General features: G+C 62.4%; 20 protein-coding genes. 13 read left to right on the plus strand and 7 right to left on the minus strand.

The features are described from left to right. The 6 genes from V7S54_RS27430 to V7S54_RS27455 all read right to left on the minus strand — a co-directional run bounded on the left by V7S54_RS27430 (window position 1) and on the right by V7S54_RS27455 (window position 6,744). Entirely contained in the window at window positions 1–606 is a 606-nt protein-coding gene (locus V7S54_RS27430; protein WP_223727913.1) for a histidine phosphatase family protein, read from the minus strand. Then, window positions 603–1,703 carry an ABC transporter ATP-binding protein gene (locus tag V7S54_RS27435; protein ID WP_336409392.1) on the minus strand — a complete coding sequence of 367 codons (1,101 nt, stop codon included), beginning with the start codon at window positions 1,701–1,703 and terminating at the stop codon, window positions 603–605. The genes V7S54_RS27430 and V7S54_RS27435 overlap by 4 nt, the downstream gene beginning before the upstream one ends. Beyond that, the gene (locus V7S54_RS27440; RefSeq protein WP_336409393.1) at window positions 1,700–3,445 is read right to left on the minus strand and encodes an ABC transporter permease; all 1,746 of its coding nucleotides are present in this window, start codon (window positions 3,443–3,445) and stop codon (window positions 1,700–1,702) included. The genes V7S54_RS27435 and V7S54_RS27440 overlap by 4 nt, the downstream gene beginning before the upstream one ends. A 60-nt stretch (window positions 3,446–3,505) precedes the next feature. After that, entirely contained in the window at window positions 3,506–4,627 is a 1,122-nt protein-coding gene (locus V7S54_RS27445; RefSeq protein ID WP_336409394.1) for an ABC transporter substrate-binding protein, read from the minus strand. Between the two features lie 26 nt (window positions 4,628–4,653). Then, window positions 4,654–5,490 (minus strand): MurR/RpiR family transcriptional regulator, encoded by an 837-nt coding sequence (locus tag V7S54_RS27450; RefSeq protein ID WP_336409396.1) that lies wholly within the window; start codon window positions 5,488–5,490, stop codon window positions 4,654–4,656. 327 nt (window positions 5,491–5,817) lie between these two features. After that, entirely contained in the window at window positions 5,818–6,744 is a 927-nt protein-coding gene (locus V7S54_RS27455) for a LysR family transcriptional regulator (RefSeq protein ID WP_336409397.1), read from the minus strand. A gap of 268 nt (window positions 6,745–7,012) precedes the next feature. On the opposite strand from V7S54_RS27455, the gene V7S54_RS27460 reads away from it, so the two are divergent. Genes V7S54_RS27460 through V7S54_RS27480 form a run of 5 tightly spaced genes read left to right on the plus strand, consistent with a single transcriptional unit; the run spans window position 7,013 to window position 11,278 of the window. Beyond that, window positions 7,013–7,792: a 5-oxoprolinase subunit PxpA gene (locus V7S54_RS27460; protein ID WP_442892620.1), complete on the plus strand. Its 780-nt coding sequence runs from the start codon at window positions 7,013–7,015 to the stop codon at window positions 7,790–7,792. A gap of 16 nt (window positions 7,793–7,808) precedes the next feature. Then, complete coding sequence (locus V7S54_RS27465; protein WP_058323983.1) at window positions 7,809–8,051, plus strand: acetyl-CoA carboxylase; 243 nt, start codon at window positions 7,809–7,811, stop codon at window positions 8,049–8,051. Then, a complete protein-coding gene (locus tag V7S54_RS27470; RefSeq protein ID WP_336409399.1) occupies window positions 8,048–9,433 on the plus strand; it encodes an acetyl-CoA carboxylase biotin carboxylase subunit in 1,386 nt (461 codons plus the stop codon). Before V7S54_RS27465 ends, V7S54_RS27470 begins: the two co-directional genes overlap by 4 nt. Beyond that, the gene (locus tag V7S54_RS27475; RefSeq protein WP_336409400.1) at window positions 9,433–10,308 is read left to right on the plus strand and encodes a 5-oxoprolinase subunit B family protein; all 876 of its coding nucleotides are present in this window, start codon (window positions 9,433–9,435) and stop codon (window positions 10,306–10,308) included. Before V7S54_RS27470 ends, V7S54_RS27475 begins: the two co-directional genes overlap by 1 nt. Next, complete coding sequence (locus V7S54_RS27480) at window positions 10,298–11,278, plus strand: biotin-dependent carboxyltransferase family protein (protein WP_336409401.1); 981 nt, start codon at window positions 10,298–10,300, stop codon at window positions 11,276–11,278. Before V7S54_RS27475 ends, V7S54_RS27480 begins: the two co-directional genes overlap by 11 nt. A gap of 181 nt (window positions 11,279–11,459) precedes the next feature. Here V7S54_RS27480 and V7S54_RS27485 read toward each other — a convergent pair whose 3' ends face one another. After that, window positions 11,460–12,470: a GntR family transcriptional regulator gene (locus V7S54_RS27485; protein ID WP_058323979.1), complete on the minus strand. Its 1,011-nt coding sequence runs from the start codon at window positions 12,468–12,470 to the stop codon at window positions 11,460–11,462. A gap of 585 nt (window positions 12,471–13,055) precedes the next feature. Between V7S54_RS27485 and V7S54_RS27490 the strand changes: the two genes are divergently transcribed. From V7S54_RS27490 to V7S54_RS27525, 8 genes are all read left to right on the plus strand, one after another. After that, window positions 13,056–14,132, plus strand: a complete 1,077-nt coding sequence (locus tag V7S54_RS27490) for an ABC transporter ATP-binding protein (protein ID WP_336409402.1) — start codon at window positions 13,056–13,058, stop codon at window positions 14,130–14,132. Window positions 14,133–14,222: 90 nt separating this feature from the next. After that, a complete protein-coding gene (locus tag V7S54_RS27495) occupies window positions 14,223–15,113 on the plus strand; it encodes an ABC transporter permease (RefSeq protein ID WP_442892621.1) in 891 nt (296 codons plus the stop codon). A 2-nt stretch (window positions 15,114–15,115) separates the two neighbouring features. Continuing rightward, window positions 15,116–15,961, plus strand: coding sequence for an ABC transporter permease (locus V7S54_RS27500; RefSeq protein ID WP_336409404.1), 846 nt, complete (start codon window positions 15,116–15,118; stop codon window positions 15,959–15,961). Beyond that, entirely contained in the window at window positions 15,958–16,707 is a 750-nt protein-coding gene (locus V7S54_RS27505; protein WP_336409405.1) for a 3-oxoacyl-ACP reductase family protein, read from the plus strand. The genes V7S54_RS27500 and V7S54_RS27505 overlap by 4 nt, the downstream gene beginning before the upstream one ends. Window positions 16,708–16,720: 13 nt before the next feature. Then, the gene (locus V7S54_RS27510; RefSeq protein WP_336409406.1) at window positions 16,721–17,494 is read left to right on the plus strand and encodes an SDR family NAD(P)-dependent oxidoreductase; all 774 of its coding nucleotides are present in this window, start codon (window positions 16,721–16,723) and stop codon (window positions 17,492–17,494) included. Window positions 17,495–17,634: 140 nt separating this feature from the next. Then, complete coding sequence (locus tag V7S54_RS27515; RefSeq protein ID WP_336409407.1) at window positions 17,635–18,867, plus strand: ABC transporter substrate-binding protein; 1,233 nt, start codon at window positions 17,635–17,637, stop codon at window positions 18,865–18,867. A gap of 123 nt (window positions 18,868–18,990) precedes the next feature. Then, window positions 18,991–20,097, plus strand: a complete 1,107-nt coding sequence (locus V7S54_RS27520) for an ABC transporter ATP-binding protein (protein WP_336409408.1) — start codon at window positions 18,991–18,993, stop codon at window positions 20,095–20,097. Between the two features lie 88 nt (window positions 20,098–20,185). Further along, window positions 20,186–21,067: a polysaccharide deacetylase family protein gene (locus tag V7S54_RS27525; RefSeq protein WP_336409409.1), complete on the plus strand. Its 882-nt coding sequence runs from the start codon at window positions 20,186–20,188 to the stop codon at window positions 21,065–21,067. Window positions 21,068–21,071: the final 4 nt, after the last annotated feature.

Below are 21,071 nucleotides of genomic sequence, written 5' to 3' on the forward strand. Positions count from 1 at the left end.
TCAGTCGGCGACGGATTCGTCGGGGGCGACAGAGCCGATATTGTAGCCTTCGAGCTGCGCGGCCATGCTGCCGCGCCGCGGGAAATGCAGGATGGTCGCCGTTCCCGGGGTCACCGGGACGACACGCGACGGCGGAAGGTCGAGGAATTCGTGGCAGGCGGCGCGGACGACGCCGCCATGGGCGACGATCAAAAGGTCCCCCTCTGTCCGGGACATCCAGTCGTGCACGCCTTCAGCCACGCGCCCGCGAAAGGCGCCCCAGGTTTCGCCATTGGCCGGCGTGAAGGTTCCGGCGCGCCAGGCGGCATATTCCTCCGGGCGCTCGGCGATCAGATCCGGCTTGCGCCGCCCGGTCCACTCGCCCATGTCGAGTTCGCGGAAGCGCTCGTCGGTCGGTGCATCTGGATGGCCGATGAGCGCGACCGTCTGCAGGGTGCGACCAAGATCGGAGGCGATGATGCGAACCGGCTTCAGCGCCTTGGCATAGGGACGAAATCGCCTGACCTGTGCGACGCCGCGCTCCGACAGGAGTGAGTTGTCCTGGCCTTGCAGGCGTTGCTCGGCGTTCCACTCGGTTTCGCCGTGGCGCATGAGGATGAGCCTCATTGATGGATCCTTTCTCCGGTGGCGGCAAAAACCGCATCGGGTGTGCGAATGAAGGAAAGGGGGATCGTCTCCCCGGGTGTTGCGGTGAAATAACCGTCGGCCATAGCGGTGACGCGCAGGTCGCCGACCATCGCCGTCACCATGGTGCGTCCGGCAATCGGCGCGGCTTCGGCAAAACGGGCCGTGAGAGATGGTACTCCGGCGACCGAGCCGACGCTGACATCCTCGGCGCGATAGAGGAGTTGCGCCGCGTCGTGGCCCGCCGCAAGGCTTGCCGGCGCGAGCGCCGTTTGCCCGAAAACCAGCCTGTCATCCACCCGTTGGACCGGTATCAAATTTGCTGGCGGCGTGCCGAGGAAGGTCGCGACGAAGGTGGTTTGCGGGTTGCGCAGGAGATCGATCGGCTTGCCGAACTGTTCGACGCGGCCATTGTTGAGCACGGCCACATGGGTCGCCATGGTCATGGCCTCGACCTGGTCATGCGTGACATAGACCGATGTCGCCCCGGTCGCCCGGTGGATGCGCATCAGTTCGCTGCGCATCTCGATGCGTAGCTTGGCATCGAGGTTCGACAGCGGCTCATCGAAGAGCAGGATGCTCGGCTCCGGCGCGATCGTGCGGGCAATCGCCACGCGCTGCTGCTGGCCGCCGGAGATTTCTGCCGGATAACGTTCGGCGAGTGCATCGATGCCGAGAAGCGAAAGCACTTCCCGGACCCGCTTTTCACGTTTCTCCCGCGGCCATTTGGCGACCTTCAGTGGCCAGGCGATATTGCCAGCGACGGTCATGTGCGGCCAGAGCGCGTAGCTCTGGAAGACGAGGCCGGCATTGCGCTTGCCGGCGTCGGCGATGATGCCGCCCGCTCCGCTGGAAACGGTCTGTCCGACGAAGGCGATTTCCCCTTCGCTCGGGCTCTCGAGCCCGGCGAGCATGCGCAGGAGGGTCGACTTACCGCAGCCTGACGGCCCGACGAGAACCAGGAAGGAGCCAGCGGGCACGGAGATGTTGACGTCCTTGACGGCGGTGAAGGCACCGAACCTTTTGACGAGGTTGCGGATCTTGATGGCGTCCGCGGTGCTGGTTGTGATGGCGTTCATGGTTGTTTCCATTTCTGGACACGGTTCTGCAGGGCATGGGCGAGGAACGAGGCAGCCAGGCAGACGACGAGGATGACGAGGGTGATGGCGTTGGCGAACTGCATGAAACCTTCGGCCGCATAGCGGTAGGCGACCATGCTGAGCACGGGCGAGGTGGAGGTGAACAGCAGCACGACCAGCGAGAGATCCCGCACCATCTTGACGAAGACGAGGATTGCCCCGGCAAAGAGGCCGCGGATGGCGAGCGGGAAGATGATCGCGAAGAGACGACGGATCAGTCCCGCCCCCGTGAGCCGGGCGCTCTCCTCGATATCGGCCGATATCTGGCCGAGCACGGAGCGGCCGGACTGCACGGCAAAGGGTAAGTTATGCGCCGACGCCGCGATGACGAGCAGGGCGAAGGTGCCATAAAGCGAGGGCAGCGGCCCGATCGGTGCACCGAAGAGCGCGATATAGGCCGCGGCAAAGGCGATACTCGGCACCAGCAGCGGCAGGAAGGCAAGCTGGCTGAGCAGGGTGGCGAGCAGGCTGCCCTTGCGCTGCACGATGGTATAGGCGAGCGCAAGGCCGAGCAGCATCGTCGTGAAGGCAACTACGAGGCCGAGGCGGATCGTGTTCCAAATCGCATCGATCAGCACCGGATTGCGGAAGATGCCGGCCTGTCCCTGCGCGATTTCGCCGCCGCCTTCGCCGATCCAGAAATGCAGCGTCCAATTGGAAAAGAGTGCTCCGCTCTGTGGCGCAAGACTCGATGCGGTAAGCACGAGAACCGGAAGAACCGTGGTGAGAAGTCCGACCACGACGGCGATCGCGAAGAGCGGCCAACGCCAGACGCCGAGCGGGAAGCGCTTGGTTCGCCCGCCTTTACCCGTCACGGTGATGAAGGCCTTGCGCCCGGAGACGATACGGTCCGAAAGCCAGAGAAACAGTGCCGACACCGCAATCAGCAGCAGCGCGAGGACGAAGCCACGCTCATTCTGCCCCGTCTCAATCATGCCGAAGAGGCGGGTGGAAAGCATCTGCATGCGCACGGGCAGGCCGAGCAGGGCAGGGGCCGCGAAGTTGGCAACGGCGCCGGCAAAAGTCAGCGACGTAGCGGCGATCAAGGCGGGTGTGACGACCGGCAGGATGATGCCGAAGAAGATGCGCGGGCGCTTGGCGCCGGCCATCTGGCCTGCCTCGACGAGATCGGCACCCACCGAGCTCAGCGCCGCAGCGATGATGGTGTAGGCGAGCGAATAGTAATGCGCGATCAGCACGATTGCCGTCGGTATCAGCCCCCAGGCCAGCCAATCAGGAATGGCAAGGCCACTGGTTTCGAAGAAGCCGGCCGAACCGCCAAGGCGGGAGTTGCGAAACAACGTGCCCCAGGCGAGGGCTGCTGCAAAGCTCGGGATCATGTAGGGCAACGTTGCCATCAGACCGAGGAAGCGCCGCCCCGGCACGTCGGTGAGCACGACCAGCCAGGCGAGGAAGCCGCCGATGAGCAGGCAGCCGCTGCCGACGCTGAAGCCGAGGATCATGGTATTGAGAAGCGGCCGCCACCAGAGATTGGCGGACAAAGGACTGACGAGCACGGCCTTCCACGCCGCAAGTCCCTCAGGCGTCAGCGTGGTGACGAGGATGCGCAGAAGCGGAGCGACAACCAGGATGGCGACGATGGCAACGAGAAGAGCCGGCAAGAGGAAGCCTGATCGGAGCAGCCGGCTGCCCGATGGTGCGAATATGGATAGAGATGTCATGTGCGAACCTCGGCGTCTGTCGGCACGCATTGTGAAAAGTGTGCCGACAGACGGTTTCTGTTACTGGAGCGTGATGATCAGGTCGGCGATGCGGCCGCGCGCAGCGGCCGTCTTTGCCGGATCGATCGTCCAGGCCTTCAGTTCGCTAAGTTTGACCGAGCCCGGATGGTCGGCGATGGTTTTGCGGGTAGCGTAGTCGCCGGGGACGTTGAAAGGCTCGAAGCCGGCTCCGCCGGTCGGCGTGTCGTCACCGAACATGAAATCGATCAGCAATCGGGCGGCCGCCGGATGGGGCGCGTTGTTGGCGACCGTCAACACGGCCGGGAAGAGGATGCCGTTGGCCGGTTCGACATTGTTGGCGACCTGCAGGGCCCAGCCTTCCTTTTCGTTGTCGCGGCGGTCGGAATAGGTGCCAAAACCGACTGGCGGGTTCTTGGCATTGACGTCGCCGATCGACTTGTTGAGCACGTCGCTGTTCGGTAGCAGGATCAGGTCATTGGCAAACAGGTTCTTGATGAACTGTTCGCCGGCGCCCTGAAGATCGGCCTCCACCTCGATGTCCTTGCCGAAATGCGCCTTGTAGGCGGCTGCCATCTCGTCCGGATGCAGCGCGATCTCAGTCAAGAGATCGAGCAGTTCCCCGCGCTGGCTCGGGTCGACCATCAACACCCGGCCCTGCCACTCCGGCTCAGTGAGTTGCCAGAGATTGGTGACGGGCGAACCGTCCGGAAAGGCCTTTTCGTTGTACATCAGCACCTTGGTCGAGAGGCGCTGGGTCAGGAGCGGCGCCTTGTAGCGATCCTCCAGTTCATTCGACACGCGTGGCGGCACGTAGTTCACGATGCGCTTCCCCTCCAGAAGCTTGGTGAACACAACAGGCGTATCGGCGATGTAGAGTACGTCGACGGCATGCACGCCGGCCTGCTGTTCCGCCTCGACGCGGGCGATCTGCTTGGTCGAACTCATGTCGAGGCCGATCAGGTCGATTCCCGGGTAAGCTTCTTCGAATGCCTTCTCGATCTTGGCGATGCGGCTCGACAGTGAGAAGACGGTGACGCTCCCCTCCTTCTGCGCGAGTGGCAGCAATTGCTGCGGTGTCAATCCGTCGAGATCGGACGCCATCGCGATCGACGGCAGCACGAAACACGCGGCAAGTGCGGCATTGCTCAGTCTTTTCAACATGTCTTGCTCCTCCCTTTTCATTCCCCTCAGTCGAAGTCGTTGAACAACTCCGACAGCTTCTCCAACCTGCCGATGACCTGCCTCTGGTGACGCCCGGCGATCGTCAGGACGATGGCGTTGACGATCGCAAACGGGATCGTCGGTGTCTGGAATTCGCTTCCCGAGCGCCCCCTTGGCGCAGCGAGCATCAGATCGGCAGCGGGCTCCATCAGCGGCCCGGCCAGATCGGAGACGAGGATCGATTTCGCGCCGACGCGTGCCGCGTGCCGCATCAGCGGGCCGTAGCTTTGCGGCTGTTTGCGAAACGCCAGCGCCACCACTAGGTCTCCGGCATCCATGCTGACCATGCGTTCGGCTATGTCCCGGCCGCGGCCAGTGAGTTGAATGGTGGTCATGCCGAACCGATCGAGGCGGCGCTGGAGGAAGCCGGCGACCGATTGCGCATGGCCCTGCCCGAAGATGAAGACGCGGCGTGCGGCAAAGATCAGATCGGCGGCCGTATCCATATCCGCCTGTGTGACCGACCGGGCGAGTGTTTCGAGTGCCGCGATCTCAGCCGCAATCAGATCGGTCAGGTAGTCGCCGTGCTCGACCTTCGATACCGACCGGCGCATGCGATTGGCGGCGTCCTGATCGTCCAGCACTTCCCGTTGCAACTGTGCACGAAGGTCAGGAAATCCCTTGTACCCCAGCTTTTGGGCAAGTCGCGTCGCGGTCGCTTCATGGACGGTTGCGCGCTGGGAAAGCTGCGGGCCCGACAAGAACGCAGCTTCCGCACGGTTCTCCAGCATGGTCGTGATCAGTTTTTGATCCGCATCGGTCAACCGCCTGGAATGAGCCTTAATGCGATCGAGTATCGTCATGACGTCCCCGCAAATTCATTTGTGAGGCGTATGGTTTCTGCAAACTTCCGTGCCGTCAATTGGCGTTGAGCAAGAATCTTTGCAAAGGGCTGCAAAGCGCCCGGGCACTTCCGTGTGGCTGCGGCCTAGCCGTCCAGGAAGAGGAGCGAGAAGCCTCGTTTGACTTACCAGGCCGTGTAGCTATTACTGCCATATGCAACTCAGGGAGGTTGTTCGCAAGATTCTTTGCAAAGCGCCGCAAATTGCGTTCCTAGCCCGATCCGGCGCGGACTCGGCAAAACGAACGCCACCTCGCGCGGCCGAGGGTAGCGCTTGGCTGGCTTCGCCTTAATCCGTTCCGAATGAACTGGCCCGAACGCCGGGCAGATGAAAGGTCTGCTGAAAATAGGAGCGCAGCGCCGTCATGACTGGCGAGAACTCCGTGCCGCGACGCCATGCAAGCCCGACGTCCATCGCGGGCACCGGATCGCGAACGTCGATCGTTTCAATGCGCCGGCCTTCTAGCGACCAGGGGCGGTGGACCATGTCGGAAAGGATAGCCACTCCCTGGCCGTTGGCCACCAGCGAGCGAACAGCTTCGACGGAGGAGGTCCGGAGAATGACGCGTGGCTGGTAGGTGGACGCGCTCCAGTATTTCAGTGAGGTGTGCGCGGCCTCGTCAACCGTCAGCATGATGTAAGGCTCCTGGGCGATTTCACGGAAGCCGACACTGTCGCGCGCAAGCAGCGGATGCTGGGCCGGCACCCAGAGCCGCCGCGTCGAACTCATGAGCTTTTCTGTCGTCAGCGCCGGGTTGAGGATGTTGGAGGTCAACAACACCGCCATATCGTAACGGTTGGTCAACAGGCCTTCTTCGATCGACTCGCGATTGAGCTCGAAAAGCTGAAGTTCCAGTTTCGGGAACAGCCGCCGTAGCCGCTCGATATGCTGCGGCAGGAAGTAGCCGATCACCGTATAGGTTGCGGCGATTGCCAGCGTGCCCTCGACCGCACTGCTGACGACGTTGAGATGCGTTGCTTCGTCGACCTTCTTCAGGATCTCATAGGCGTGGGAGAGGAATTGCCGCCCGGCCAAGGTAAGGTCCATGCCGCTCGGCGTCCGCAGGAACAGGCTCGCCCCGACGATGCGCTCCAGTTCCTTGATTGCCGTGGTAATGGCCGATTGCGAAATGGAGAGATCGACGGCGGCTTGCGAGATCTGCCCGAGTTCGGCGGTCGCGACGAAATAGCGAAGCTGGCGAAGGCTGATCGACATCGATTGCTCTTCTGATTTTTCGATAATGTACGCCCGTTAATCAGAAAGCCTGCTTTCTCTTTGTGCAGATACTTGGATCGAAACACAGGCAGACCCGCTTAACTGGCGGTTTTGACGATATTTTCTCAGGAAGGATATTGCAACTGCGAATTCTGTAAAACAGATACATGGCATATGAAAATAGAATTTTTCAAATGGACAGATTGCCCCTAGCGTTTGCCTATCGGAGGTTCGGCTGGCTTCTCGGCGGCCACAATCGAAGGAAGAGATTTTGCTCGACGTCGTCGACATCAACTGTGACATGGGAGAGGCCTTCGGTCGCTGGCACATCGGCGATACGGATGACGCGACTTTGATGGCGCTGATCAGCTCTGCCAACATTGCCGCGGGCTTCCACGCCGGAGACCCCAATCTGATGGACGAGACCGTGCGGCTCGCGGCCGAGCACGGCGTCGGTATCGGCGCGCATCCGGGCTATCGCGACTTGCAGGGCTTCGGTCGACGCAAGATCGCCGGCACGGCACGCGAACTGGTCAACGATGTCGTCTACCAGGTCGGCGCTGTCAGGGAGTTTGCGAGACGACACGGCGCCAGCCTGCAGCACGTCAAGCCGCACGGCGCCCTGTACATGGAAATGGCGGTCAACCGCGAGCTTTCACAGATCTTCCTGCAATATATGCGCACGGTCGCGCCGACGGCTTTCGTCTTCTGCATGGCGGGTTCGGAGACGGAAATCGCTGCGCGCGAAGTCGGGCAGCCGGTCATTCGCGAGTTCTATGCCGATCGCGACTACGATGACAGCGGCTCGATCGTCTTCACCCGCGACGCCGGTCGCCCCGACGCAGCCGCGATCGCGCGAAAGGTGGTGCGCGCCTGCAAGGAAGGTCGCGTGCGCACCGTGACCGGTAGCGATATCGACATTGCTTTCGAATCCATCTGTTTCCATTCCGATACGCTCGGCGCACTCGATATCGTGCGCCTCATGCGGGAAGCGCTTGCGGCGGAGGGTATCCGCATCGCTCCTGTTTCACAGCTGAAGACTAATTGACCAAGCGGAGGCAACCATGAGCAAGCACGAAATCCGATCGCCCCTTCCAGGAACCTTCTATCGGTCGTCTGCTCCGGATGTCCCGCCGTTCAAATCGGATGGCGACGCGGTCGCCTCGAACGAGGCCATCGGCCTGATCGAGGTGATGAAGACGTTCCAGGAGATCCAGGCGGGCGTCGCCGGCGGCAGCATCCGGTTCCTCGTCGACAATGAAGAGCCGGTCATGGCCGGTCAGGTGATCGCCGAGGTGGAGCTATGACGATCCGCTCGGTCCTGATTGCCAATCGCGGTGAGATCGCTGTGCGCATTATCCGGGCGGCAAAGGCGCTCGGCATCCGCACGGTCCAGGTCTACAGCGCTGCGGACGCGGATATGCTGGCGGTGAAGCTCGCAGACGAAGCTATCGAAATCGGTCCACCAGCGCCAAGGAAATCCTATCTCGACATTGCCACCGTGATCGCGGCGGCCAAGCGCGCGGGTGTCGACGCGGTGCATCCGGGTTACGGGTTCCTGTCGGAGAACGGCGATTTTGCCGATGCGGTCGTTGCTGCTGGCATGATCTTCATCGGCCCTTCCGGTGATGCTATCAGGCTACTCGGTGACAAGGTGCAGGCCCGTGCCGTGGCCGAGAAGGCAGGCGTGCCGACGGTGCCCGGCAGCAACGGCCGGATAGCGAGCTTGGAAGAGGCGCATTCGGTAACCGCGCAGACCGGTTTCCCCATCATGATCAAGGCCGCCGCCGGTGGCGGCGGGCGTGGCATCCGGATCGTCAACGATCCGGCGGAACTCGACAAGCAATTCCCCCAGGCGTCGGCCGAAGCACTCGCCTCCTTCGGCGACGGCGGCCTCTACCTAGAGAAGGTCATCACCCGTGCGCGTCACGTCGAGGTACAGATCCTCGGCGACGGAGAGAACTTCGTGCATTGCTTCGAGCGGGAGTGCTCGCTGCAGCGCCGCCGGCAGAAGGTCTGGGAGGAGGCGCCTTCATTCCTCTTGCCTGCCGATGTCCGACAGAAGCTGTGCGACAGCGCTGTGGCGCTCGCCCGGGCCGTCGGTTATCGCGGCGCCGGTACGGTCGAATATCTCTACGACGACGAAAGTCAGGCCTTCTATTTCATCGAGGTCAATACCCGTATCCAGGTCGAGCACCCCGTGACCGAAATGATCACCAGCATCGATCTCGTCCAGGAGATGTTCCGTGTGGCCGGCGGCGCGTCGCTTTCCGTGCGCCAATCGGACATTTCGGTTCGCGGCCACGCAATCGAGTGCCGGATCAATGCCGAGGACCCAGCACGCGGTTTCATGCCGGCGCCGGGTAAGATCACGCGCTTGGCCGTGCCGGAAGGTGAGGGCATTCGCTTCGACACGATGCTTTACGAGGGCTACACGATACCGCCCTTCTACGACTCTCTGCTCGGCAAGCTGATCGTCTGGGGTGAGGACAGGCCGGCGTGCCTCGCAAGACTCTCTCGGGCGCTTGCAGATCTGAAGATTGAGGGCGTGCCGACAACGATTGCGCTGCATCAGGCGCTGGCCGCCGATACGGACGTTGCTGCCGGTGCCTTCCACACCCGCTTTCTCGAGATATGGCTGGAAACTGAGTTCGTCGCGCCAGGCGGCCGCACCGCGGAGGTCGCGTGATGCCGACGCGTTATACATTCGGAGGTGACGAGCATCTGTTCGTTGAATGCAGCGACGAGATGTCTCTCGAAGCCTTCTTCAAGAGCCTCTCCATGGCGAAGGGCGTGCGGGAAAGCCGCATCCGCGGTGTTACGGAGATCTGTCCGGCGAACGCCTCGTTCCAGATCAAGTTCGATCCTGACGTGATCAAGCCGGACGATGTGCTGAAGGAAGTTCGGGCGATCGAAGGTGCTGCGGAGCGCGCCGAGCCTGTCATCCGCACGCGCATCGTCGAGATCCCGGTCTTCTATAGCGATCCGTGGACGCACGAGACGCTGATGCGTTTCCGCGAACGGCACCAGGATCCGAAAGGAACCGACCTAGACTACGCGGCGCGGATCAATGGCTACGACGCAGTCGCCGATTTCGTGGCCGCCCATTCAGGCTCACCCTGGTTCGTCTCGATGGTCGGTTTTGTGGCCGGCCTGCCCTTCATGTACCAGATGGTCGAGCGCCAGCGGCAGATCGAGGTGCCGAAATATCTGCGGCCGCGGACCGATACGCCGAAGCTGACGGTTGGTCACGGCGGTTGTTTCGGCTGCATCTACTCGGTGCGGGGCGCCGGCGGCTACCAGATGTTCGGCATCACGCCGATGCCGATCTTCGATCCGACGCAGACGACCAGCTACTTGCGCGATTTCATGGTCTTCTTCCGACCCGGCGACATCGTCAAGTTCAAGCCCATCGACCGCGATGCCTACGACCAGGCGGTGGAGGATGTCGACAGGGGACGTTTCGCACCGCCGATCCGCGACGTCAGCTTCGACCTGCGCGAGTTCCAGAAGGACATCGCCGGCTACAACACCAAGCTGGAGGGTGTGCTCAATGGCCATTAATGTGCTGCATCATGGTCTGGCGACCACCATCCAGGACCTCGGCCGCCCCGGTTACTTCCATCTGGGAATTCCACTCGGCGGGGCAATGGATCGCTACGCCATGCGGGCCGCCAATCTGCTCGTCGGCAACGACGAGGGCGCCGCCGGGTTGGAGGCAGTCTTCCTCGGGCCGAAGCTCGAATTCACCGAAGACGCGCTCGTTGCCGTCACTGGCGCCGATATGCCGGTCAAGGTCGACGATGTCCTCCAGCCGGGATGGACGGCTTTTCGTGTCAAGGCCGGACAGACCTTGAGCTTCGACTTCCTCAAGTCCGGCGCGCGCATCTACATCGCCGTCTCCGGCGGCATCGACGTGCCGGAGGCGCTCGGCAGCCGCTCGACCTATCCGATCGGCGCGCTTGGTGGATACAAGGGACGCGCGCTTGCGGCCGGCGATGTTCTGCCAGTCGGGCAGGCCCGCGCCGCCCGCGAGGGACTGACGGTGGATGAATGCCTGCGCCGCAAGCCGGCGGCACCTGCAGCTTTGCGCGTGCTGCCCGGGCTCTACTGGGATCGCCTGACGGACGAGGCAAAGCAGAGCTTCTTCGCCGATGAGTGGAAGGTTGCGCCGGAGGCCGATCGCATGGGCTATCGCTTCCGCGGTGGCCGCAAGCTGAGCTTCGTCGATCGCGACCAGCCGTTCGGCGCCGGGTCAGATCCCTCGAACATCGTCGACAGTTGTTATCCCTACGGCTCGATCCAGGTGCCGGGTGGCACAGAGCCGATCATCCTGCATCGCGATGCCGTATCGGGTGGCGGCTACTTCATGGTCGGAACGGTGATCTCGGCGGATATGGACCTGATCGGGCAATTGCAGCCGCATACGCCGACCCACTTCGTCGAAGTGACGATGGAGGAGGCCTTGGCGGCCCGCGCCGAAGAAGGCACGCGGCTCGAAGCGCTGCGGACGGCTATCGCTATAAGTGCGTGACGCAGTTGGCGACCGGACGCAAGGGCGTCCGGCGGCGCCAAAACGTTAGCAGCACGATCACTGCAACCGAACAGGCGTTGTGAAGACAGGAGGGTAGGCGGTGAGGAGGGCGGACCTGATCTTGCGACCGGCGGCAGCGGCCGCTCGGCTTCACGGCGCCCGTTTCAAGCCGGCGAACGCCTTATTCGACAACACGTGTCAGATAGGCGGCGGTGAAGCTCGGCCCGGGGATGATGGCCACGATCTTCATCTGCGCGATCGTGCGGTTCAGCGAAGCGTCGATATGGCTTTCGAGCATCGACGCGGCCGCCGAATTGGCGCCGCGCGCCATGAGCTCGACGATGAGTTTCAGTTCGGCGATGACAGCCGGATCGCCCGGCAACCCCAGTTGCCGCAGCAGCTTTTCGGTGGCGGTGACCGGCAGGAGATTGTTGCGGATCAGCTCACGCAGGCGTTCGTTCGGCATGGCAAGGACGCAAGCCTCAGTGAACTCCAGGAGGATGTCTTCAAGGCCCAGCCAGCCGTCACCGTCTTGCGTCTGGCCGAACTCGACGAGCCGGTTGAAAAGTGCGGCAAGCCGGTCGCGGTCGATGTGCGGCGCGCCAAGCGCCAGCGCCTGCGGCTCCAGCAGCCGGCGCAACATGAAATGATCCTTTACCGTCTGGGCCGTCAGCGGTCCGGCGATCCAGTGCGAGCTCTGGTTCTTGCGCACGAGCCCGCGCTCGCGCAATCGGGTCAGCACATCGCGCACGACCGTCCGGCTGACGTTAAAGTGGTTGGCGAGCTCGTTTTCGATGATGCGGTATTGGCCGAAGATCACGCAGCCGGCGACATCGTTCTCGATCTCGTCGTAGATGCGCTCCCAGGACGAGCGGCTTTGCAGTGCCTCGTCGGCGTGTTGCGGCACGATGAGGCCGAGGGTCTTGATGTCGGTGCGGTTTGGCTCGATCGCCCGGCCTGGAGGGCCGACGAGATAGCCGCGTCCCTTGAAACGGTGTACGAGCCCGTCGCTTTCGAGCTGCAGCAGGGCGCGCTGCACCGGCGCGCGGGAGATTTGCAAGATATCGGCGATCGGTCCTTCGAGCAGAACAAGGCCGGGCGGCAGGGTGCCTTCGGCAATGTTCGTGCGCAGCACATCCTCGGCAATTTCGTATCGGCGCTGCGTATTCTGGCCGAGGCGTGGCTCGCTCATGCGGTCTGGCATCTTCCGTTTGGCTGGCAATGTCGTCCCCTTTCTTTACGCCACTTGCCGGTGACCGTGACAGCGCAAAATAAATGCATATTGCATACATATGTGCAATTTTTCTATGCGCTTGTCCATCGCATTGTTACCGATAGAAGTGGCGCGCCAGCATGAGTATGCGTGGCTGCGGCGATGGTGAGGCTGTTGCCTGATTGGAGATCTCCTGCGGTTGCATCCCTTGAACATGGTGCAATTGCGCGGTGTTCTCATCTGTGGGCCGTAGGCGGTTCGAGTGCGGGGCAGGCGGTGCGGATGTCGTGTTTGCGTTGTCAGAATGCCATTCATTCACACTCGTTAAAAAGCCGATAAAAGTCTATTGCATACAAAAATCATTCGTGTCATGGTTCGTGACATGCAAGCGCTCAGAAGAAGCGCACAGGTGGAACTTATTTTTGAATCGCAAAGGACCGTCATCTCAGCCGCGCATGTGACCCATGCGTGATCGCTATCGCATGTGCGTTCGGACGCCTGATCGGCGCCGGCGAGGGCGAAGCGTTGGCTGGTGGCCGGTCGGCGATAACGGGCAGGAAAGCGATGTCGACAGTCCTACAGCTCAAGAACGTCACCAAGGCATTTGGCGAGATGCGTGCGCTCGATGGTATCGACCTCGCATTGCCGGGCGACGCCTATATCTCGCTCCTCGGGCCGAGCGGTTCCGGCAAGACGACGTTGTTGCGCGTGATCGCCGGTTTCGAGGATCCGGACGGCGGCGGCATCGTCTTTAACGGCAAGCGCATCGACAACGTCGCGCCGCATCAGCGTGGCATCGGCTTCGTGTTCCAGAACTTCGCGCTCTTCCCGCATCTCTCTGTCGCCCAGAATATCGCCTTCGGCCTGGAGAACCGCGAGGTCGATGCGGTGACGGACCGTCGTGTGGTCGAGGGGCGGGTCAAGGACATCATCGCTCTGGTTGGCCTGAGCGGGCTGGAAGGCCGCGCCGTCACACAGATCTCGGGTGGCCAACGACAGCGCGTCGCGCTGGCGCGCACGCTCGTCACCGAGCCGCGCATGGTCTTGCTCGACGAGCCGCTCGGTGCACTCGACGCCAATCTGCGCGCCCGGATGCGCACCGAACTGCGCGCCATCCGCGAGCGCTGCGGCGTCACGTTCCTTCATGTTACGGGAAGCGAAACCGAGGCCCTGGCGATGGGTGACACGGTCCTGGTGCTCGACAGCGGCCGCATCGCGCAATCGGCCGATTCCGACACCATCTACAACCGTCCGGCTTCACCGGCGGTCGCCCGCTTCCTCAATTGCTACAACCTTTTCCCCGGGCGCCTCGAAGGCGGTGCCTTCGTCGGCAGTGCCGGGCGCTTTTCGCTCGGCAACCGCCCGGCAACCCGGGCGACGCAACCGGCCTATGCGATCCGCTACGACCGCGTCGCGGTGCGCCCCCGCGAGGCAGCGATCGGCGAGAATGAGTTGCGCGTCGAAGGCAACTTCGTCGCCAGCGAGTATTCCGGCGCTGCGGTCAATTCCTTTTTCACCCTCGATGACGGGCGGGTCTTCGAAGTGGAGACCCATCTCAGCCATGCCGCGCCTGAAACCTATGTGGATCAGGGCCGCTATGCGCTCGTCTGGAAGCGGGAGGACGCCCTTGTCTACGCCTGAAACACCGATGCCTGAAGCGCCGGAAACTGAAACTGCCAAAGCCGGTGCTTCGGTGCTGCACTGGTCCCCGGAGATTGAGAGATGAGCATGATGGCCGTTGCGGAACAGACGGAAGCGGAAACCGTCGCTGAGAAGAAGCCCGGCGGAAAGGCGCTATGGCTGCTCGCCCCTGGCGTCCTCTGGATGGTCCTGTTCCTCGTCCTGCCGATGCTGATGATGGTCTACGTCTCGTTCTGGACGCAGACCACCTTCAAGATCGAGCCGACGCTGACGCTGAAAAGCTGGGTCACCTTCTTCACCAGCGATACCTATCTCGGTGCGCTCTGGACGACGGTGCGCATCTGGCTGATCGTGCTCGTCGCGACTGTCCTCGTCGGCTACCCGGCCGCGCTCTATGTCGGGCTCTTCGTCAAGAACAAGGCGCTGCAGACGGTTCTGCTCGTCCTTTGCGTCATTCCCTTCTGGACCTCGTTCCTGATCCGCGTACTCGCCTGGCGGCCGATGCTCGGCAAGGAAGGTGCGATCAACATGATCCTGATGAACCTCGGCATCACCGACGCGCCGATCGAGGTTCTCTTGTTTTCGGAGCTTTCGGTCATCATCGGCATGACGCAGATCTACTGCGTCTTCATGGTCGGGCCGATCGCCTTCATGCTCGGCCGTATCGATCACTCCGTCATTGAGGCGGCGCAGGATCTGGGAGCCGGTTTCTGGCGGATCTTCCGCACGATCATCCTGCCCTTGTCCATGCCAGGCGTGGTGGTCGGCGCGATCTTCGTCTCCGTCATGGTGCTCGGCGAGTTCGCCACCTCTGCCGCGCTCTCCGGCCGCAAGGTCAACCTGCTCGGCAACATCATCGTCACACAGGTCGGCTCGTTGAAATGGGCCTTTGCCGCCGTCGCCGGCGTCGTCCTCACCATCCTGATGGGGGCGGTCATTGCCGCGCTCCTCAGGGTCGTCGACCTCGGGAAGGAACTCTGATCATGAACGCCAGCGGCATGAAACTCGGCCTCGGCGCCTATACCGCGCTCTTCCTGGTCTTCCTCTACGGACCGCTTGCGGTTCTGGCGATCCTCTCGTTTCAGACCGGACCGGAAGGCGGACCCCAATTCCCGATCATCGAATGGTCGACCTATTGGTATCAGCATCTCTTCGGCCTGACGCCGCCGTCCCGCATTGCGCCGCTGCCGATCGAACAGGCGTTGGTCCGCTCGCTGGTGCTCGCCGTCATGACGATGATCGTCTCCACGGTGCTCGGTGTCACCGCCGCCCAGGCCTTCCGCCGCAAGTTCCGCGGTTCCGGCGTGGCCTTTTATCTCATCGTCCTCGGCATGATGGTGCCCGGCGTGCTCGTCGGCCTCGGCATGGCGCTTGTCGCCAACACGCTCGGCATCGATCGCCACTGGTGGGGCACGGCCTTCGTGCTGCATGTCGTCTACACCTTCCCCTTCGCTTTCCTGGTGATGCTGGCGATCTTCAACCGCTTCGACCCCAGCATGGAGGAGGCATCTTGGTCACTCGGCGTCGCCCCGGCGCGCACCTTCCGCAAGGTCACCTTTCCGCTGATCTTCCCGGGCGTGCTCTCAGCAATGCTCTTTGCCTTCACGCTCTCCTATGACGAGTTCTCGCGCACGCTCTTTGCTTCGGGCCGCGACCTGACGCTGCCGCTGGCGATCTACGGCACCTTCTCTGTCGAAGTGCATCCGAACGTCTTTGCCTTTGGCGTTCTGACGACGCTCTTCTCCTTTGCACTGCTTGGCACCTACGCGGCTCTAATGACGCTGTCGGTGCGCCGCGCCAAGCGCGTTGCGATCCAGGAGGAAGCATGATGGTAGGGGCACCTTCTCCGGCTGCGATCGTCACGGGCGCCGGTTCAGGCATCGGCCGCGCGATTGCCCTGCGGCTTGCCGCCGACGGCTGCGCTGTGCTGGTCAACGATCTCTCGCACGAGCGCAGTCAGGCAGTCGCCGACGAGATCGTCCAAGCAGGGGGCAGGGCGCTAGCTGTCGCCGGGGATGTTTCGAGCGAGGCTGATGTCCGCAGGATCGTGGAAGTAGGTACGACCGCACACGGTGCCGCGGAGCTCCTCGTCAACAATGCCGGCATCGCGCATCAGGCGCTGTTCGAAAACCTGGATGTCGTCGATTTCGACCGCATGTTCGCTGTTCACGTACGCGGCACGTTCCTGATGACCAAGGCGGTGCTGCACCCGATGCTTGAGCGCGGCGAAGGCGTCATCGTCAACATCGCCTCGCAGCTCGGTCAGATCGGCGGTGTCGAACTCGTCCATTACTCCGGTGCCAAGGCGGCGATCATCGGCATGACCAAGGCACTGGCACGCGAAGTGTCGAGCCGCGGCGTGCGCGTCAACGCCGTCGCGCCGGGGCCGATCAACACGCCACTCGTGATGGAACTTTCCGACGACTGGCGCGCCGCGAAGAAACAGCAATTGCCGCTCGGCCGCTTCGGCGAGCCGGAAGAGGTGGCCGCCACGGTGTCGTTCCTGGCGTCGCCGGCGGCAAGCCTCTTCGTCGGCCAGACGCTTGGACCTAACTCCGGCGACGTAATGCTCTGACAGGAAAGATGCGATGACAAATCCTCCCAAGACTTCCCGCATTGTCATTGTCACCGGTGCCGGCATCGGCATCGGCCAAGCGACGGCCAAAGCGTTCGCATCGGCCGGTGATCATGTCGTGGTGACCGATATTCTGGAGCGCGAGGGTGCAGCGACCGTCGAGGCGATCCGCGCAGCCGGCGGTTCTTCCGAGTTTGCCTACTACGACGTGCGCTCGACCGCGGCCACCGATGCGCTGGTAGCCGACATCGAAAGCCGGCACGGTCGTGTCGACGTTGTCGTTGCCAATGCCGGGATTGCCCACCGCACGCCGCTTAGTCAACTGACCGACGACAAGTGGGACCTGACCTTCGACATCGACTTGAAGGGCATCTTCCGGCTGGCACGGGCGGTTGCTCCCGGCATGCGTCGTCGCGGAGAGGGCAGCATCGTCGCGCTCTCATCGATCATGGGCGTTGCCTATGGCTGGGACGAGCATGTCCATTACTCCGCCGCCAAGTCCGGCGTCGTCGGCCTCGTCCGCGGACTGGCAGTCGAACTCGCTGCCGATGGCGTGCGCGTCAATGGCGTGGCGCCTGGTTACATCCGTACCGCGCAATTGCTCTCCGAAGAGAATTCGCTCGGTCCCGTCGGGGCCGAAGCGGCGGCCGACTTCATTCCGATGAAGCGTCTCGGAACGCCTAACGACATCGCCGACGTCATCGCGTTTCTGGCTTCCGACGCTGCTCGCTACATGACCGGACAGGTTCTGGTTGTCGACGGCGGACTGCTGGTCGGGCGCTACTGATCGGCCTTGGAATTGTGCGGCGGCCACGAAGGGAGCGATTGAGCTCCAGGCCTCCGGACTGAGTGCCGCAATGGCGGCGAATGATGAAATGGGGGCCGGCGAACGGTCTCCGGGGAACAACGAAAACTGGAGAAGAGACAATGCCTAGTATGGAACTCAATCGCCGCTCGCTCCTCAAACGCTCCGCCGGAATGATGGCGCTCGCGATCGGGGGCGGTACACCGTTCCTCTCCTCGCGCGCCGCCTTCGCGCAGGCGAGCGACCTCGCCAGCCAACAGCTTCGCACCATCGGCCTTTCGGTGACCGTGCAGGAACGCATCCTCGAGCAGTTCAAGGCGGCTGCCCGTGTCGGCGGCACCTCGGGAACCGCGGCCACCTTCCCGGATGCACAGACGAAGATCCTCTCCGGCTCCAAGGACTATGATTGCTGGGAGATCATCGCCGAACGCCTGCCCTCGATTGTCATGACCAACAATGTCGAGCCGATCCCGGCCTCGGCGCTGAAGAACTGGGCCAACATCCGCGATACCTTCACCACCGCCAGCGACAAGTGGGACCGCGCGGCGCAGATCGTTGGCCAGATCTGGACGGACGACAGCCAGTCGTCTCTCAACATGGTGCCTGCGGTCTATAACTACGATTCCATCGGTTATAACCCTGACGTGCTTTCCGCAGAGGAAGCCAATAGCTGGGCGGCGATCTTCGATCCGAAGTGGAAGGGTAAGTCCGGCATCAACACCGACCCGCTGATCGCGATCGGCCAGGCGATCATGGCGATGAACTCGCTCGGCCTTTCCGACGTCAAGAACCCCGGCAATCCGACTGCCGCCGAAATCGACGAAGCGGCTGCCTTCCTGATCTCCAAGAAGAAGGAAGGTCAGTTCCGTGCGCTGTGGGGCGATTTCGGCGAACTCGTCAACCTGATGGCATCGGGCGAAATGGTGGTCTGCGATGCCTGGCAGCCGGCCGTCATGGCCGTCAAGGCGCAGGGTAAGCCCTGCCGCTATGCCGTGCCGAAGGAAGGCTATCGCGGCTGGGCGATCGGCCCGGCCATGATTGCCGGCACCACGAACAAGGAAGCCGTCATCGCCTATGCCGACTATTGGCTCTCGGGCGAACCGGGCATCACCGTCTCGGAGCAGGGCTATTACTCGCCTTCGACCAACATCAAGAACGTCATGGCGCCGGAGAAATATGCCTTCTGGTACGAGGGCAAGCCCTGGGTTGGTGCGGCGGAACGCGGCATCAAGGAAGGCGACCTGCGCGATGGTGGCTCGCTCGAAGAGCGCGCCAAAAACGTCGCCTACTGGCACCAGTGGCCGGATGAATACGACCACCTGATCCAGAAGTGGGACGAATTCCTGAACGCCTGATCGGACACCCCAGGCGACGAGCCGCCTGGCTTTCAGACATAGCGCGTGGCCCTGCACGATCCGTCGTGACGTCTGGGCCATGCGCCGATAGCCGCGATTTCAGACAAGCTCCGGAGAGCCACGATGATCTTCGACCTCGAACTCAACAATGTCGGCAAGGTCTATGACAACGGCACGCCCGCCGTGATCGACTTCAACCTGTCCGTTGCCAAGGGCGAGTTCATCGCATTCCTCGGCCCCTCCGGCTGCGGCAAGACGACCACGCTCAGGATGATCGCCGGTTTCGAGGCGATCTCCTCCGGCGACATGCTGATCAAGGGCAAGCGAATGAACGACGTTCGGCCTGAACATCGGCCGACCTCGATGATCTTCCAGAGCTACGCGCTCTTTCCGCACATGACGGTGCGCCGCAACGTCGGTTACGGTCTTGAGGTCAAAGGTGTGGCTAAGGCAGAGCGCGATACCAAGGTCGACCGCATCCTGGCGACGCTCGGTCTGGAGGATATCGCCGACAAGAAGCCCGATCGTCTCTCCGGCGGCCAGCGGCAGCGCATCGCATTGGCGCGCGGCCTGGTGGTCGAGCCTGATATCCTGCTTCTCGACGAACCCCTCGGTGCGCTTGATGCCAATCTGCGCAAGGCGATCCAGAACGAACTGAAGCTGCTGCAGAAGACGCTTGGCGTAACCTTCATCTTCGTCACCCATGCGCAGTCCGAGGCGTTGGCCCTGTCGGATCGCATCGTCGTCATGAACCAGGGCCGCGTCGAACAGATCAGCCCGCCACATCAGCTCTACACGCGGCCGAACACGGCCTTCGTCGCCCAGTTCATCGGCAACAACACCATCTTTCACGGTGAGGTTGATGATGCCTCCGGCGAGCGGGCTTTGGTGCAGACCGCCGTCGGCCAATTGTCCGGGCGCGCCAATGGCGCCTTTAGCGGTCGGTCGCGGGTTAACGTCGTCATTCCCGCGGAGGCGATTGAGGTTCACCCGGCCGCACATGTCGATCGCGACCGGATCGCAGCGAACTACGGCGGCAATGTCGTCGGCGCCAATGTCACGCGCTTCGATGTCGTCGGCCATGTCTCGCATTTGACGGCGGCACTGCCCGACGGGCGCACCGTCTCGCTTGAGGCCCATGTCGACAAGTACCAACCCGACGCATTCCCGGTTGGAGCCGACATTCTTCTGAGCTGGCAGCCGACGGAAGCTACCGTCATTCCAGCCTGACCACGACAGCGGGATGAGGAAAAGTGTGCGCGGTTTTCCTCATCCCGCTCTGACCAATGAGAAGAGAAAACGAAGGAGACTGAAACCCATGGCCAAGGAAATCTTTTGCAGCTTCGGCATCGACGTCGATGCGGTCGCCGGCTGGCTCGGTTCCTATGGAGGCGAAGATTCGCCCGACGATATCTCACGCGGTCTTTTCGCCGGCGAAGTCGGCAGCCCGCGCCTGCTGAAGCTCTTTGAGCGTTTCGGCATCAAGACCACCTGGTTCATCCCCGGACATTCGATCGAGACCTTCCCTGAGCAGATGCAGGCGGTTGCCGATGCAGGCCATGAGATCGGCATTCACGGGTATACCCATGAGAACCCGATCGCCATGACGCGCGAGCAGGAAACCGAAGTGCTCGACAAGTGCATCGAACTCGTCACCAAACTGTCGGGCAAGCGGCCGACGGGCTATGTCGCACCGTGGTGGGAATTCTCCAACGTCACCAACGAACTCCTGCTCGAACGCGGCATCAAGTACGACCACTCGCTGATGCACAACGACTTCACGCCCTATTATGTGCGCGTCGGCGACAAGTGGACGAAGATCGACTACTCCAAGAAGCCATCGGACTGGATGGTGCCGCTGCAGCGCGGCAAGGAAACCGATCTGATCGAAATCCCGGCTTCCTGGTATCTCGACGACCTGCCGCCGATGATGTTCATCAAGAAGTCACCGAACAGCCACGGTTTCGTCAATCCGCACGATATCGAGCAGATGTGGCGGGACCAGTTCGACTGGGTCTATCGCGAGATGGACTATGCCGTGTTCCCGATTACCATCCACCCTGATGTCGCCGGACGCCCGCAGGTTCTGATGATGCTGGAGCGGCTTTATGCCCATATGGTCAAGCACCCCGGCGTGAAGTTCGTGACGATGAACGAAATTGCCGACGATTTCGCCAAGCGCTTCCCGCGCAAGAAGTAAAAGG

The organism is Ensifer sp. CCNWLY38 (assembly GCF_037120565.1).
Taxonomy (GTDB): domain Bacteria; phylum Pseudomonadota; class Alphaproteobacteria; order Rhizobiales; family Rhizobiaceae; genus Ensifer; species Ensifer adhaerens_H.

Coding starts and splice junctions, on each gene's coding strand:
- V7S54_RS27430 (WP_223727913.1), bottom strand. CDS start 606: ATGAGGCTCATCCTCATGCGCCACGGCGAAACCGAGTGGAACGCCGAG.
- V7S54_RS27435 (WP_336409392.1), bottom strand. CDS start 1,703: ATGAACGCCATCACAACCAGCACCGCGGACGCCATCAAGATCCGCAAC.
- V7S54_RS27440 (WP_336409393.1), bottom strand. CDS start 3,445: ATGACATCTCTATCCATATTCGCACCATCGGGCAGCCGGCTGCTCCGA.
- V7S54_RS27445 (WP_336409394.1), bottom strand. CDS start 4,627: ATGTTGAAAAGACTGAGCAATGCCGCACTTGCCGCGTGTTTCGTGCTG.
- V7S54_RS27450 (WP_336409396.1), bottom strand. CDS start 5,490: ATGACGATACTCGATCGCATTAAGGCTCATTCCAGGCGGTTGACCGAT.
- V7S54_RS27455 (WP_336409397.1), bottom strand. CDS start 6,744: ATGTCGATCAGCCTTCGCCAGCTTCGCTATTTCGTCGCGACCGCCGAA.
- V7S54_RS27465 (WP_058323983.1), top strand. CDS start 7,809: ATGAGCAAGCACGAAATCCGATCGCCCCTTCCAGGAACCTTCTATCGG.
- V7S54_RS27470 (WP_336409399.1), top strand. CDS start 8,048: ATGACGATCCGCTCGGTCCTGATTGCCAATCGCGGTGAGATCGCTGTG.
- V7S54_RS27475 (WP_336409400.1), top strand. CDS start 9,433: ATGCCGACGCGTTATACATTCGGAGGTGACGAGCATCTGTTCGTTGAA.
- V7S54_RS27480 (WP_336409401.1), top strand. CDS start 10,298: ATGGCCATTAATGTGCTGCATCATGGTCTGGCGACCACCATCCAGGAC.
- V7S54_RS27485 (WP_058323979.1), bottom strand. CDS start 12,470: ATGAGCGAGCCACGCCTCGGCCAGAATACGCAGCGCCGATACGAAATT.
- V7S54_RS27490 (WP_336409402.1), top strand. CDS start 13,056: ATGTCGACAGTCCTACAGCTCAAGAACGTCACCAAGGCATTTGGCGAG.
- V7S54_RS27495 (WP_442892621.1), top strand. CDS start 14,223: ATGGCCGTTGCGGAACAGACGGAAGCGGAAACCGTCGCTGAGAAGAAG.
- V7S54_RS27500 (WP_336409404.1), top strand. CDS start 15,116: ATGAACGCCAGCGGCATGAAACTCGGCCTCGGCGCCTATACCGCGCTC.
- V7S54_RS27505 (WP_336409405.1), top strand. CDS start 15,958: ATGATGGTAGGGGCACCTTCTCCGGCTGCGATCGTCACGGGCGCCGGT.
- V7S54_RS27510 (WP_336409406.1), top strand. CDS start 16,721: ATGACAAATCCTCCCAAGACTTCCCGCATTGTCATTGTCACCGGTGCC.
- V7S54_RS27515 (WP_336409407.1), top strand. CDS start 17,635: ATGCCTAGTATGGAACTCAATCGCCGCTCGCTCCTCAAACGCTCCGCC.
- V7S54_RS27520 (WP_336409408.1), top strand. CDS start 18,991: ATGATCTTCGACCTCGAACTCAACAATGTCGGCAAGGTCTATGACAAC.
- V7S54_RS27525 (WP_336409409.1), top strand. CDS start 20,186: ATGGCCAAGGAAATCTTTTGCAGCTTCGGCATCGACGTCGATGCGGTC.